General features: G+C 51.0%; 12 protein-coding genes and 1 tRNA gene. 7 read left to right on the plus strand and 6 right to left on the minus strand.

The genetic code is table 11. The annotated features are described in order from the left end of the window. The first annotated feature begins 76 nt into the window (after positions 1 to 76). The 7 genes from PQG83_RS15650 (at position 77) to rplT (ending at position 5,664) form a co-directional block, all read left to right on the plus strand. Positions 77 to 1,564 carry an SLC13 family permease gene (locus PQG83_RS15650; RefSeq protein WP_312742968.1) on the plus strand — a complete coding sequence of 496 codons (1,488 nt, stop codon included), beginning with the start codon at positions 77 to 79 and terminating at the stop codon, positions 1,562 to 1,564. A 94-nt stretch (positions 1,565 to 1,658) separates the two neighbouring features. Further along, on the plus strand, positions 1,659 to 2,276 hold the full coding sequence (locus tag PQG83_RS15655; RefSeq protein ID WP_312742971.1) for a helix-turn-helix domain-containing protein: 618 nt from the start codon (positions 1,659 to 1,661) through the stop codon (positions 2,274 to 2,276). A gap of 79 nt (positions 2,277 to 2,355) precedes the next feature. Beyond that, a tRNA-Val gene (locus tag PQG83_RS15660) sits at positions 2,356 to 2,430 on the plus strand. 117 nt (positions 2,431 to 2,547) lie between these two features. Then, positions 2,548 to 4,491, plus strand: a complete 1,944-nt coding sequence (thrS, locus tag PQG83_RS15665) for a threonine--tRNA ligase (protein WP_312742974.1) — start codon at positions 2,548 to 2,550, stop codon at positions 4,489 to 4,491. After that, positions 4,488 to 5,006, plus strand: coding sequence for a translation initiation factor IF-3 (gene infC / locus PQG83_RS15670; protein ID WP_376753393.1), 519 nt, complete (start codon positions 4,488 to 4,490; stop codon positions 5,004 to 5,006). Before thrS ends, infC begins: the two co-directional genes overlap by 4 nt. Before the next feature lie 67 nt (positions 5,007 to 5,073). Next, positions 5,074 to 5,268, plus strand: coding sequence for a 50S ribosomal protein L35 (gene rpmI, locus PQG83_RS15675; protein WP_376753602.1), 195 nt, complete (start codon positions 5,074 to 5,076; stop codon positions 5,266 to 5,268). A gap of 27 nt (positions 5,269 to 5,295) precedes the next feature. Then, positions 5,296 to 5,664 (plus strand): 50S ribosomal protein L20, encoded by a 369-nt coding sequence (rplT, locus tag PQG83_RS15680; RefSeq protein ID WP_312742979.1) that lies wholly within the window; start codon positions 5,296 to 5,298, stop codon positions 5,662 to 5,664. On the opposite strand, the gene pheT is transcribed toward rplT, so the two are convergent. Genes pheT through larC form a run of 6 tightly spaced genes read right to left on the minus strand, consistent with a single transcriptional unit; the run spans position 5,661 to position 13,337 of the window. After that, complete coding sequence (gene pheT, locus PQG83_RS15685) at positions 5,661 to 7,355, minus strand: phenylalanine--tRNA ligase subunit beta (RefSeq protein WP_312742981.1); 1,695 nt, start codon at positions 7,353 to 7,355, stop codon at positions 5,661 to 5,663. The two genes, rplT and pheT, sit on opposite strands and share 4 nt — an antisense overlap. A gap of 9 nt (positions 7,356 to 7,364) precedes the next feature. Further along, entirely contained in the window at positions 7,365 to 8,924 is a 1,560-nt protein-coding gene (gene pheS / locus PQG83_RS15690; RefSeq protein WP_312742983.1) for a phenylalanine--tRNA ligase subunit alpha, read from the minus strand. Between the two features lie 8 nt (positions 8,925 to 8,932). Continuing rightward, positions 8,933 to 9,607, minus strand: a complete 675-nt coding sequence (gene rpe, locus PQG83_RS15695; RefSeq protein WP_312742985.1) for a ribulose-phosphate 3-epimerase — start codon at positions 9,605 to 9,607, stop codon at positions 8,933 to 8,935. Positions 9,608 to 9,609: 2 nt separating this feature from the next. Beyond that, on the minus strand, positions 9,610 to 11,058 hold the full coding sequence (gene rsmB / locus PQG83_RS15700) for a 16S rRNA (cytosine(967)-C(5))-methyltransferase RsmB (protein ID WP_312742987.1): 1,449 nt from the start codon (positions 11,056 to 11,058) through the stop codon (positions 9,610 to 9,612). 16 nt (positions 11,059 to 11,074) lie between these two features. Further along, on the minus strand, positions 11,075 to 12,100 hold the full coding sequence (pdxA, locus tag PQG83_RS15705; protein ID WP_312742989.1) for a 4-hydroxythreonine-4-phosphate dehydrogenase PdxA: 1,026 nt from the start codon (positions 12,098 to 12,100) through the stop codon (positions 11,075 to 11,077). Between the two features lie 7 nt (positions 12,101 to 12,107). Then, complete coding sequence (gene larC / locus PQG83_RS15710) at positions 12,108 to 13,337, minus strand: nickel pincer cofactor biosynthesis protein LarC (RefSeq protein ID WP_312742991.1); 1,230 nt, start codon at positions 13,335 to 13,337, stop codon at positions 12,108 to 12,110. Positions 13,338 to 13,720 lie beyond the last annotated feature (383 nt).

Below are 13,720 nucleotides of genomic sequence, written 5' to 3' on the forward strand. Positions count from 1 at the left end.
GGAAAACAGGACATGCGGTCGTGGTCTGAAGCCTCACCGGATTTCCTAAGCTGAGCGCGTCCATTCCAAGAGCTGCATGAGCCAATCCGGTCCAGGTCCCCATACCGCTATTCCGGCGCATCAATTCGGTCTTTTTGCCGCCCCGCTCATTGCCGGGCTGATGTTTGTGCTGCTTCCCGAATCCCTGCCCGACCCCGCGAGAATTCTGGCAACCATTTTAAGCTGGGTAGTGGTGATGTGGATTACGGAGCCTATTCCTCTGCCCATTACCGCTTTGCTGGGCTGTGGATTATGCGTCGTCGCCGGGTTAGGAAACATGCAATCTGTGTTTTCTGCCTTTGCCCACCCCATCATCTTCCTGTTTATTGGGAGTTTTTTTATTTCGGAGGCCCTTTCCGTTCATGGGTTGGACCGCCGGTTTGGCAACTGGCTGTTGTCACGTAAGTGCGTGGGTTCCAATCCTATTCGAATTATGATGGCGATGAGTCTGGCTGTTGCCGGCCTGTCTATGTGGATTAACAATACCGCGGCAACGGCGGTCATGTTGCCCATTGCGCTTGGTGTATTACGGGCGCTTCGGCAGGACTATCCTAATATGAAAACCTTCGACACCGGGTTTTTGCTGTGTCTGGCTTATGGCGCCGGTATTGGGGGAGTAGCCACTCTCGTCGGCACCGCCCCGAATTTAATCGGAGTGGGGCTGTTAGCCCAGCAAGCTCATTTCACCATTTCATTTGACCAATGGTTGCTGATTGGATTGCCGTTGGCAAGTGCCATGCTGCTCGTGATGTTTACGCTGATATATTGGTTACATCCTCCCCCTTCTCACTCGTCTTTTCATGAAGGATCTTCTGTTCTCAAGATTTCGGCACCCCTTCCCTGGACTCGGGGGGAGCAATATACGTTTGCGGTGTTTCTGTTGGCTGTCCTGTTGTGGCTACTCCCGGCATTACTCTCATTATTTTTTGAAGGAAATCATCCCGTCGTGCAATGGGTTGAGGCCCACTTGCCGAAAGAATTGGTGCCTATTTTTGCCTCTGGGTTATTGTTTCTTCTGCCTTTGAATTTTCGCCAGGGGGAATTTACCTTAACATGGAAAGAAGCCGCCAATATTCATTGGGGAACGATCCTTTTATTCGGAGGAGGCATCGCCTTTGGGGAGCTAATGGTGGAAACCGAATTGGCGAAAGCGATTGGCCAGGGTATGGTGGCGATATTCGGCATCGAGTCCGTCTGGGGTTTAACGGGCGTGGCGATTCTTACGGCTCTGGTTCTCACGGAGCTCGCGTCGAATACTGCCGCCACCAGTATGATTGTGCCGGTGCTCATCGCCATTGCCCACACGGCCAATATTTCTCCTGTCCCTCCCGTACTGGGAGCGTGTATGGCTGCAAGTCTGGCATTTGTGTTGCCGGTTTCTACTCCCCCCAATGCTATTGTGTATGGAACGGGAAAGATTCCAATTCTCCGAATGGTGCAAGCCGGATTGTTGTTGGATGCAATTGGTGGCGTGTTGGTTTGGTGCACATTACGAATAGTGGGTCCACTTTTGGGAATTGCATGAGCTTCTCAACCTAGGAGATAGACCTCAATTGATTTTTAAATAATGTTCCGACATAATCCTCGCTTGCATTTCACCTGACCCAAATAACGTGTCTTTGAACTCTTCTCACATACGGTTTGCACTGTTAACCCAGGATCCCGATCTCAAGTCGCGGGTTCAAGGTCCAGACCTTCAGAACACCATTACGGTATTGGATGACTGCTCTTCCCTGGAAGCGGCCATGCGCTCTCAACAATTTACCGGCGTGATTCTAGATGAGTCCGGGAAGAAATTTTTTCCTGCCTTGTCGGAACTGAATGGCCAATTGAATTTGTCCAAGACCTTTATATATGCCGGACCCTTGCCCGCCTGGAGCACCATGCATCAGATCCGGCAAGTTATGGGAGATCAACCCTCGGAAGAGGGGGCTATCGATCCGAAAGATGTGAGCCTGGCCAGTTATGTGGAAAAAAAATTGGGGGATTTTGTTCGAGCGATGAATGTCGGGTCAGGGAAAAATCTCTATCCCACCTTAATGAGAGCAGTTGAACGACCCTTGATTGAACTGGCCTTACGGGAAACCCATGGCAATCAGATAAAAGCGGCGCGGCTTCTTGGCCTTAATCGCAATACACTCAGGAAAAAGATTACAGAATTTCAAATCTCCGTCAATCAGTTAAAGCAATCTACTGCCGGAAAACGCAAGAAGACCGAATCGGATTCTTTGGAATAGTCTTTCCCTTTCCCCTTGAAAAATAAACCATTTCTTGACAAGACCTGCAATGCAGTCTAGCATATGGCCGGTAAGATATAGGCGCGTAGCTCAGGGGGAGAGCGCTACCTTGACACGGTAGAGGTCGGCGGTTCAATACCGCCCGCGCCTACCATTATCTTTCTCCAAAAAAGCCTGACAGGTATCCAGCTTCCTTAATTGAGGGGAATGGTGCCTTTTCTTGCGTTCATCACCGTATGTAGAACCTTTTTTGTTAGGTGTTTTTAATCTAATGGAATCTATTCAGGTATCACTGCAAGGCGAAAGTAGCCAGGTTCTTCCCAGAGGGATCTCGGCCAAGGCGGCACTAGAGAAGCTGAAGGGAGCCGTGCCCCCTGAGGTGTTGGCCGTGAAGGCCAATGGCGTGGAAATAGACCTCCTGGGTTCCCTGGAGACCGATTCCATCTTGCAGCCCTTGATGTTTGATTCCCCGGAAGGAAAAGAAATTTATCGGCACAGTAGTACGCATATTATGGCCCAAGCGGTGAAGGAATGCTTTCCTTCCGCCCAATTAACCATTGGTCCGGCCATCGAGGAGGGCTTCTTTTATGACTTTGCCTTTGAGCGCCCGTTCACGCCGGAAGATTTAGAAAAAATTGAAGCCAAGGCTTTGGAAATCATCAAACGGAATCTTTCGGTTTCAAGACGTGAGTTCTCCAAGGAAGAGGCCATTGAATTTTTTAAAAATCGTGGTGAATTCTATAAGGTAGAGCTCATTCAAGGGTTTCCTGATGGAGAACCGGTGTCTGCCTATACCCAAGGGGATTTCGTCGATCTCTGTCGTGGCCCCCATCTGCCGGCTACGGGCTATGTCAAAGCCTTTAAACTCCTGAATAGTGCAGGAGCCTATTGGCGAGGGGATGAACGGAATCCCATGTTGCAGCGGCTTTATGGCACGTCCTTTCCCTCAAAAGAAGCTTTGCAGGCTCACCTGGATAATTTAGAGGAGATTAAACGCCGTGACCATAGAAAGCTCGGGAAAGACCTCGATTTATTTAGTATTCAGGACGAAACCGGACCCGGTCTTATTTTATGGCACCCCAAAGGGGCACAAATCCGTCTGCTGATTGAAAATTTTTGGCGGGAACAACATTTAGCCAATCAGTATGAGTTGGTTTATTCGCCGCATGTTGCTCGGTTGGATTTATGGAAAACCAGCGGGCATGTGGACTTTTACAAAGAAAATATGTTCGCCTCCATGCCTGTCGAGTCCAGTGAATATCAGCTAAAGCCCATGAATTGTCCGTTTCATATCATGGTGTATAAATCACATTTGCGGAGTTATCGTGATCTGCCCATCCGCTACGGGGAATTGGGAACTGTCTATCGGTACGAACGTTCCGGAGTCCTGCATGGCCTCATGCGGGTTCGGGGATTTACCCAGGATGATGCTCATTTATTCTGCCGCCCTGACCAGTTGGGTGAAGAGGTCCAAAAGGTCCTGAAATTTATTACGAGTATGCTGGGGACTTTTGGATTTACGGAATTCAAGATGTTTCTCTCCACTCGGCCCGAAAAGGCTGTGGGGACGATCGAGCAATGGGATCAAGCGACGTTGGCGCTGGAAACTGCGCTGAAAAACGGAGGCTATGCCTATCAGGAAGATCCTGGGGAAGGGGTCTTTTATGGGCCTAAAATTGATGTCAAAATTCAGGATGCCTTAGGCCGATCCTGGCAATGCTCAACGGTTCAGATTGATTTCAATAATCCCGAGAGATTTGGCCTGACCTACGTGGGTGATGATGGTAAAACCCATCAACCTATCATGATCCACCGGGCTTTATTAGGATCGATTGAGCGATTTTTCGGGATTCTCCTGGAGCATTTTGGGGGTGCCTTTCCGGCCTGGTTGGCCCCTGTCCAGGTTACGGTCCTCCCAATTTCAGAAAAACATCAAGAGTATGCTCAAGAGGTTGAAAAAAATCTTCGTCAGGAAGGCTGTCGCGTCGGCTTAGACTTGCGAAATGAAAAGATTGGCCTTAAAATCCGTGAGGCTGAAAAGGCAAAGATTCCTTTCATGATTATCGTGGGGGATCGGGAAGCTGAAGCAAAGATGGTTGCGGTACGACAAAGGAACGGGAAAAATTTGGGAACGATGCCTATTATTGATTTGGTGACGCTGATTCGGGAAGATATGCCCGAGGCTGTTAGGAAGGGTTCTTTACTTTTCGAATGACTCGTCCGGTGACACCCAAACAACGTATTAATCATTTCATCAAAAATCCTGAAGTCCGGGTTATTGGTGCTGAAGGTGAACAACTTGGAATCCTGAAGACATCAGAGGCGATTCGGCAGGCGAGGGAAATTGGATATGATTTGGTGGAAGTGGCTCCTACCGCGGACCCTCCGGTCTGCCGTATTATGGATTATGGGAAATTTAAGTATGAACAGAGCAAAAAAGAACATCGCATGCGACTTAACCAGAAATCCACCCAGGTTAAGGAAGTTAAATTTCGGCCTCGGACAGACAAGCACGATATGGAGACGAAAGTCCGGCAAATACGGGACTTCCTGGAAGAAGGGAATAAGACCAAAGTTACGGTTATGTTCCGCGGTCGAGAAATGGCCAATCAAGAGCTTGGGTTCAAAGCGATTCAGAAGGTTATTGAGGAGTTAAAGGGCGCAGGAAATATTGAAAGCCCTCCTAGAATGGAAGGCCGGAATCTTTACATGGTGGTTGCTCCAAAATAATAGGCTAAGTTGAGGAAAAGCCGGCAATTTGCCGGTCGTTGATAAAGGAAAATAAGAAATGGCAAAAATGAAATTAAAAAATCACTCAGGAGCCAGTAAGCGATTTAAACGATCCGGCTCTGGCAAGTGGATGCGGCGGAAGGCCGGAATGCGTCATATCCTCACTTCCAAGGCACCAGGTGTAAAATCCAGACTAAGCGGTGCAGCAGAGGTCAGAAAAGAAGACCGCACTTCATTGTCTCGATTACTCCCCTATAAGTAACATTTCAATAATTAAGGAGAACGTGTCATGCCAAGGGTAAAAGGTGGGCCACAAACTCGGCAGCGCCGGAAAAAGCGGCTCAAACTGGCGAGTGGCCAATATGGAGGAAAAAGTAAACTTTTCCGGACTGCCACCGAATCAGTTGATAAGGGGCAAGCATATGCGTACACCGGACGAAAACAGAGAAAACGTAATTTCCGGCAGCTCTGGGTCACCAGGATCAGTGCGGCTGTTCGCGCACAAGGAGTCACCTATAGTCAGTTCATGAATGCGCTAAAGAAAGCCAATGTGTTATTAAATCGAAAAATGCTTTCAGAAATGGCGATTCACGATCCTCAAGGCTTTTCACATCTTGTGTCCCTCACCAAGGGAGACGGTCAACCCGTCGCTGCCTAAGCTTCCGGCTTTCTGATCTCGAATTCAAATCCTGAGGTTGGCATATCGATTTGCCAGGCTTCGAGTACTTCAGGGTGGAACTCTCCGATATATCCCACCGCATACCCTTCACAACGGATTCGGCCAACTCGTCCCTCTAAAAATGAGGGATGAGTGACTGGCTCCAGTTCGTAGGGCCACGCCATGTAATACATCAATAAATCCAGATAGCTATGAATTTCTGAAAAATTCGCTCCCGAATTGGCGCTAATGGCGGCAATGGACAGGGTCGTACGAGAACCCACATTGGCCTCCAAATCCAGTTGAGCCGTTTCTCCCACCTCAAAAAGTAGATGGGGATAAAACGCACGAGGTGAGAGAGCTTCCACCCTAAGCAGACATGGTAAAATAGAAGGTCTCAGACAGGCATAAGTTTGGGACATGACGTTGTCCACTTCTACCAGTCGCGCATATTCAGTGTCCGTAATCCGCATTCTGTCCACCAACTCCTGATGGGAAGCCATGATATTGGAAAAAATTTCCTGAAATCCAAATCCGACCAGAAGATCACGCATGCGATCGCTGGTTTGTTCTTCCATGGAGAGACTTCCAACGGTGAAGGTCTGTGGCATGATGGGAGAAAACGATTCATAGCCTCGGGTAATGGCCACATCTTCCGCGACATCCATCACATGCATAAAATCGTTTCGAAAAGCGGGTAAGGTGACGGATACGGACTGTCTCGTTGCTTTCACCTGGTATCCATAAGAGGCAAGGGCCTCCTGAATAGCCTCCGAACCGAGTGGCATGCCCAAGGCCTGTTCAATGGCTTCCATGGAAATCCGTTGGGATTGATTCATGCCCAGTGGGGTTTTAATGGTCGTGCCGAATTCAGTTTTGTAGGGATAGTTAATGTTCAGTGATTCAATGGTGGCCCCACGATCGGCTAAATTGCAGGCAAAAATGTTCAAGGCCAAGACAACCATGCTTAAATCGGTTCCGGTGACTTCCACGAGTAAGTCGGTGTCTCCTAACTGCACTTCACCAAGTTCACGACTGTTGATAATGGGAGGAAAGGACAACACCTGTCCATCTGAATCCCAAAGAAGCGGCAACCGTTCACATCCAGCGAGAATTGATCCATATTCCAGACCCTTGGGATGGACGGTGAGGATTTCCTGGGGGGTCATTTTTTCCTCAAATCCCAATGGCGTAAATCGAATTTCATCCGGTTTCACGAGGCCATACGTGACAGGAAAGGCAATGGCGGAGGCACGATAGAGGCCTATGGATACAGTTTCACGTTTTCGTCCAAAAGCGTCGGCTAATTTTTCCTGAGTTTGAATACACTGGTCGAGGCCATCCGGCGTCATGGCATAGCCCAATGAGACGCAACCCGCGACATATGGTCGAACGGCTTCCATGCCCTGGGCCACTTGAATCCGCCGTTTCGCGCCCCTCTTTTCCGAAAAAAATGAGTATGGGGGCATCCCTTTATTCAGCACCGATCGAATTTGTCGGGCGATCCCTTCCACACACCATAAATCAGGCCGGTTGGTATCTTGAAGTTCCACACGCACTTCACCGGTTTCCTGTGAGACGTCTTTTACCTCCCCTTTCACATAGGGCATCCATTGTTCAATTTCGGACATGGAGGCATCACGACCGACAAGTCGGCAGAAATCTTTTTGGAAAATGGAAATGGTTGGCATGGGTCGTAGCTAAAAATGACGGCGCATATTGCGAACCGCTTCTAGGTCGGAAGTGAATAAATCGCGAATATCTTGTATCCCAAGGGCGATCATGGCCATTCGATCCAACCCGAGTCCCCAAGCAATGACCGGAACCGTCACCCCTAACGGTATGGTGACTTCAGAGCGTAAAAGGCCGGCGCCTCCCAATTCCATCCATCCAAGTTTGGGATGACGGACATGCAATTCCACCGAGGGTTCGGTAAACGGGAAATAAGCCGGAAAAAATCGAATCTCTTTGGCTTGAGCCATTTCCGTGGCGAACAATTGCAGGAGTCCCAAAAGTGTTCGAAAATTGATATCAGAGCCAAGCACAATCCCTTCCACCTGAAAAAAGTCGGTGGCATGCGTGGCATCGACATTGTCATAACGAAAACACCGGGCGATAGAAAAGAATTTACCGGGAACGGGGGGATTTTTTGCCAATGTCCGAGCGGAAACGGCGGTGCCTTGGCTGCGGAGGACTAAGCGCTTCGCCCGCTCCGGGTCATACTCGTATTTCCACCCTTTCGATCCGCTCGTTCCCCCATCCCGGTGGACTTGGGCTACCTGGCTGAGAAATGGCTCCTGAATTTTCTTAGCCATCTTGGGATTCTTGACAAAATACACATCATGGATGGCACGAGCAGGATGGAATTGAGGCATGAAAAGCGCGTCCATATCCCAAAATTCCGTCTCAATGAGTTCGCCACGCATTTCCTGAAACCCCATGCTCGTAAGCTTGTACTTCACGGTATCCAGAAATTCCCGATAGGAATGCCGTCTGCCGACCGCCAGGCGAGGAGGGCGAAGGTTAATGGAATATTTGCGAAAGGATACGTGACGCCAGGACCCGTCTTTTAAGAGTTCAGGGGTCAATTGAGAAATTTCTTGGGCAGCCCCTTCCCGTAAATGAGGCAGAAGTTTCCGGCCCTCATCTGTAAGGACATAGGTCCGTTCGGTATGATCATCGATGCGAAAGGGTTCTTGCGTATTGCCGCGTTTGACGGCGTATTGTCGAAGCAATGCCTGTTGATCGGATGCAAACGAATCCAGGGGGCGTGCACCTTCCTGAATCTGATTGAGCAGGCTTCGCAAGTCCCTCACGGTGTCACTATCCTTACTGGTTATTTCCAGCACTCCCCCTGCACCCATCTGAACGACGCCTTCTTTCTTGAGAATCCCGATCGCCCGGCTTAGCTCTGAGGGCTGGAATTTCTCCGTACCTTGAAGGTCCTTCACGGTAGGTGAAGAGCCTTCATGAGCGGCACTCTTCACCGTCTGAAGAATCCACTCAAGTGGAGAAGAGTCGGGCTGGTGGTATTGGGCACCGACCGTGGTGAGGGAGACATAGGTCGTTGTGGTTTCGGACGACAGGCTCACCAGTTGTTTCGTAAGCAGCCAGCCGACGGCCATACTGACTTGTGAAGGGGCTAGCTCCGTTTGGTTGGCAAGTTGAAGGTCTGAAAGTGGCTGAGGGTTTTTCCCCAGTTCACGGAGGACCTGAATTTCGAGAGGATGAAGGCTGTCGGTATTATTGGGAGAAATCATGGGCCCGATTAGACAATCACGGTCTGAGCCGCGGTTCGCATCTGCCGAATGGTTTCAGGAATATTCTTGCTGCCGAAAATGGCGGAACCGGCAACCAGAACATTCGCACCGGCCTGAATCACCGAAGCCACGTTGGTCGGGTTGATTCCCCCATCCACTTCCAAATGGGCCGAACTGCGGGAATTATTCATCATGGTCCGGATCCGCCGGATCTTATCCAGGCTGGAGGAAATAAATTGTTGGCCTCCAAAGCCGGGATTCACAGACATCACCAAAACTAAATCCACCTCACCAAGTATTTCCTCAAGGGTCGTGACGGACGTCGCCGGATTTAAGGACACTCCGGCTTTGACCTGTCGTTCCTTAATAGACTGCACCGTGCGGTGTAAATGTGGGCAGGCTTCGACATGCACGGTTAACAGGTCGGCTCCGGCATCCACGAATTCAGGGATAAAATCATCCGCGTTGGTCATCATCAGATGAACATCTAATGGCAAGGAGGTCACCTTGCGAAGCGCTTCAACCATGGGCGGACCAACTGTCAAATTGGGAACAAAATGGCCATCCATCACATCCACATGGATCCAATCCGCACCGGCTGCTTCCACCATCTGGACGGCTTCCGCGAGCCGGGCAAAGTCAGCAGAAAGGATTGAAGGAGAGATTAAAGGTGTGACTGGCATCGTTATTCAGATTTTTTCAACCGGCACGCAAAAAATCCGTCCATGTTCAAGGTCTGAAAGGCCGTACACAAATGCCCCATGGCAGTAATGAGTGATTGCCCGGCAGCGGGCACCCAAGGTGTGACGGATTCCTGATAAAATTCAGGATGTTCCTGACAAAATCCGGAGATAATCTCTGTGGTCTCCTCCGGTTCGACTGAGCAGGCACTATAGACCAAGATTCCCCCTGGTCTCAAGAGGCCACAGACCCGATCCAGAATCTCACGTTGAAGAGCCTTGGCCTGTTGGATGGTCGATAACGATTTTATTAATTTTCCTTCCGGGTGTCGGCGAAGAATACCCAGAGCAGAACAGGGGGCATCAAGCAGAATGCGGTCAAACGGTTGGGTCAGCAAGCCAGGAACCGTGAGGCGGGTCGTTGAGCCATGGGTTGTCCTGTCGTGTCCGGCTGTTGCAGTCAGATCATGGTGAACAGGCTGAACAATGGAGATTCCCAGCCTGGCACAATTTGACACGAGCCGATCTAACCGTCCCGGATGACGATCAAGTGCCACAAGCGTCCCTTGGTTTTTCATCAATTGAGCCATGTGTGTGGATTTTCCTCCGGGAGCCGCACAGGCATCAAGAACCCGGTCGCCGGGCTGAGGGTCAAGGAGCAATGGAATGAGTTGAGCGGCTTCGTCCTCTACGTAACACCAACCGTCTTGCAAGGCGGACAGTTCGCCGGGACTGCCACATTTGTTCATAATCAAACCGACGGGGCTCACGGTGGTTTCCTGTGCAAGGATTTCTTCCGAGTGGAGGCGGGCAAGCAATTGGGAACGGGAACACTGAAGAGTATTCGTTCGAATTGTTAGCGGCGGAATGCCTATAGACTGTTGGCAAAGGTGTTCCGCTTGTGTGAGTCCGAAGGATTCTCGCCAGCGCTCAACTAACCAGGGCGGACTCGCATATCGAATGGAGAGGGCCAGGGTGGCATCGACTGCCGGATCGGGCATGGGCGGAACAGGTTGACGGAGTAGATTCCGCAATACGGCATTCACGAAACCGGACCAATTGTGGCCAGGCTGCTTCCGGATCAGCTGAACGGCTTCATTCACCGCGGCGGAAGCCGGAATACGATCGAGATAGAGCAGTTGATAGGCAGCCACCCGTAGCGTCGTGGCGACCGTCAGCGGCAGGCGGATCATGGGCTTGCGGGAAACCTGATCTAATCGCCAATCCAGGGTGAGGTAATGCCGTAACACTCCATAGACCAACTCAAACGCCAGGTGCCGATCACGGGTGCTGACCACGAGGTCTTTAGTAATGTGATCGAACACGTCATCGCTGAAAGCCCGGGTGCGTTCAATTGTCTGCAAGGCTGCGGCAGCGATTTTTCTCGCACTCCAGGAGCGACCAGTCGAAGATACCGGTGGTTGGGCGGAGGATGTCGGTTGTCGCGCTCCCATCTTCACGCCTTGCCAATCATGGGGAGTGTGTGGCCAACTTGGCAGCCATTTCAATGGCCTCAACAAGGCTCATGGGATCAGCCTTGCCTTGCCCGGCAATGTCGTAGGCCGTGCCGTGGTCAACAGACGTGCGAATGATCGGCAGACCCACCGTGATGTTCACGCAATGGCCGAAGGCCACCGTTTTGAGCGGAATCAATCCCTGGTCATGATACAAGGCGACAATGCCGTCAAATGATCCTCGGACCGCCTTGCCGAACAAGGTATCGGCAGGATGAGGACCCGAGCAGGCAATGCCCTGTTTTTTGGCTTGCCGAATGGCGGGTTGAATGATACGGCCTTCCTCGTCGCCAAACAGTCCATTTTCGCCCGCATGGGGATTGAGGCCCGCCACGCCGATGTGCGGTTTCTGAATGTGGAACAAGCAGGTGAGTCCCTGATGAGCCAATCGAATGGCCCGGAGAACTGTGGGAGAGGTCAACAGGTTCGGGACATCACGCAGAGCCAGGTGTGTGGTCGCAAATAAAATTTTCAAGGGACCCCCGACTATCATCATCCCCGATTCTTTTGCGTTCGTCAGGTCCGCCAACATCTCGGTATGGCCCGGGTACGTGTGCCCTGCTAAATGCATCGCATGTTTATTAATGGGTGCCGTGACGATGCCCTGTACGCAACCGGCCTGGGCCAACCGGACCGCTGTTTGAATGCATGTGACGGCCATATCTCCGGACCGTGCCGTGACACGCCCAATCCTGACCGGACGGACTGATCCGGAAAAGGGATCCAAGACCGGGAGAGAGCCCCGACGGAACATTCGAGAATCCGGGAGTGTTTCGTGCCCGCTCACCGGCATAAGAACCAGTGAGGCCCCCAAGGATTGCGCGGTGTATTCCAGGATGGTCCGGCTACCGATGACCAGGGGCCGACAAACTCGCCAGATTTTCGGCAACTGGAGAGCCTTCACAATAATTTCCGGTCCGATCCCGGCAGGATCGCCCATGGTAATCGCCAGAAGCGGGTTGGTCGGTTGGGCGGAAGCCATGAATAGATTACTTGCGCTCTGCCAATTTGGCAGGAGAAGTTTTGCGCCGGGATGGGGTTTTTGAGCTGACATACGTCCGGCGTGCGAGGTCGATGATTGTTTGCACTGGCTGCTTGGTGCGCTCAGCCAAGGTGACACAATCCCGATACTCGGGAGTGACCTTAGAACGGCCCTGTCCAAGACCGGCAATCTTCATGCGGACAGGCCCCCCCAACAGTCTAATTGTTTGGAAGGAGCGAGGCAGAATGGCTCGGTCCATTTCCTGGATCCGTATTCCCAGCGTCGAGGTTTCGGAAAATAGTAGCGATTGCAAGACCTGAAGGTCTTGTGAGAGAGCGATCACTGTCACAATCGTGCCGGGCCGACTCCGCTTCATGATGGTTGGCGTCAAGGTGACATCAAGAGCTCCAGCCTCGAACAGGCGCTCCATGATTACCTCATACAATTGCGGATTCATATCATCAATGTTTGTCTCAAGCTGGAAAACGCGTTCGGTGTGATTCAAAGAATCAGAATCTTGACTACCAACAAATACACGTAACACATTAGGCCAGCCATGAGGATCGGCCGTGCCTGCGCCATACCCCACGGTTTGTGGTGTTAAGGGTGGGAGCGGTTTACAATCCTGGGAGAGAGTTTTAACCAAGGCGATACCGGTTGGTGTGGTGAATTCAATGGCCGGTCCATTTGAGAGGATGGGAATGCCCTGGGCCATGTGCGCCACTGCCGGTCCCGGCACCGGAAGCAGCCCATGTGCTGTGGAAATAGTCCCGGCTCCCAGATTGATAGGTGAAAAGGACACCGTTGTGATGTTCAAATGCGCGAATCCCAACAGCGTCCCGACAATATCTACCAGCGAATCGATCACGCCCACCTCATGAAAATGAACCTTAGTCGGTTCTTGGCCATGCACCCTACCTTCGGCTTCAGCCAGCAGTTGGAAGGTGTGAAGGGCTTGCGTGCGAATGGTGTCGGACAGGCGACTGTTCTTTAACGTTTTTTTGATAGTGGCAAGTGATAGGGGTTTGGTAAATCCCTTTCGGATGTCCACATCCACTTTGGTAGCCCGGATGCTGTTGCGAATCACCTGCTGCTCGCGCAGCCGATAGCCTTTAATGCCTAAGCCTTTGAGGCCTTTTTCAAGAGCAGACAAGGGCACTCCGGTATCTACGAGGGCACCTAAAAACATGTCCCCGCTTACACCCGAAAATGCATCAATATGAAGATGTCTGGTCATGAAATTACACCTGAAAAAGTCCAAAGGCGAAACCGTAGCATATCAAAAACCTGAACGCGACGCTGAGTTGGTCATTGAGAAGATGACGAGAATTTTGAAATTATCTGGGTTTCTTCCAGACACATAGGACCTTTTTTTTCGGCAAATTGGCACAAAACCATGTTGGTATTGTCGTAGCCCTTCGGGTTCCCTATGCAGTTCCCCAATTTCGGCTGGAACTCAAAATCGCGGAGGCTGTCCTGAGCCTCCCCGAAGGGCCCAGACAAGGCAGCCACGCAAAAGGCCGAAGAAAAAATTATTCAACAATTCTGGGATTTGATTGGTCTGAAGGGGAAATCTTTGGCACAATATGAAGGATGCTCTCAATAACGAACACCTAAAGG

The organism is Candidatus Nitrospira neomarina, from assembly GCF_032051675.1.
GTDB classification, from domain to species: domain Bacteria; phylum Nitrospirota; class Nitrospiria; order Nitrospirales; family UBA8639; genus Nitrospira_E; species Nitrospira_E neomarina.

Excerpts from the sequence above, each read along its gene's own strand:
- rplT (WP_312742979.1), top strand. The coding sequence starts at position 5,296 with ATGCCAAGGGTAAAAGGTGGGCCACAAACTCGGCAGCGCCGGAAAAAG.
- infC (WP_376753393.1), top strand. The coding sequence starts at position 4,488 with ATGACTCGTCCGGTGACACCCAAACAACGTATTAATCATTTCATCAAA.
- rpe (WP_312742985.1), bottom strand. The coding sequence starts at position 9,607 with ATGCCAGTCACACCTTTAATCTCTCCTTCAATCCTTTCTGCTGACTTT.
- larC (WP_312742991.1), bottom strand. The coding sequence starts at position 13,337 with ATGACCAGACATCTTCATATTGATGCATTTTCGGGTGTAAGCGGGGAC.
- pheS (WP_312742983.1), bottom strand. The coding sequence starts at position 8,924 with ATGATTTCTCCCAATAATACCGACAGCCTTCATCCTCTCGAAATTCAG.
- pheT (WP_312742981.1), bottom strand. The coding sequence starts at position 7,355 with ATGCCAACCATTTCCATTTTCCAAAAAGATTTCTGCCGACTTGTCGGT.
- rpmI (WP_376753602.1), top strand. The coding sequence starts at position 5,074 with ATGAAATTAAAAAATCACTCAGGAGCCAGTAAGCGATTTAAACGATCC.
- pdxA (WP_312742989.1), bottom strand. The coding sequence starts at position 12,100 with ATGGCTTCCGCCCAACCGACCAACCCGCTTCTGGCGATTACCATGGGC.
- PQG83_RS15650 (WP_312742968.1), top strand. The coding sequence starts at position 77 with ATGAGCCAATCCGGTCCAGGTCCCCATACCGCTATTCCGGCGCATCAA.
- rsmB (WP_312742987.1), bottom strand. The coding sequence starts at position 11,058 with ATGGGAGCGCGACAACCGACATCCTCCGCCCAACCACCGGTATCTTCG.
- thrS (WP_312742974.1), top strand. The coding sequence starts at position 2,548 with ATGGAATCTATTCAGGTATCACTGCAAGGCGAAAGTAGCCAGGTTCTT.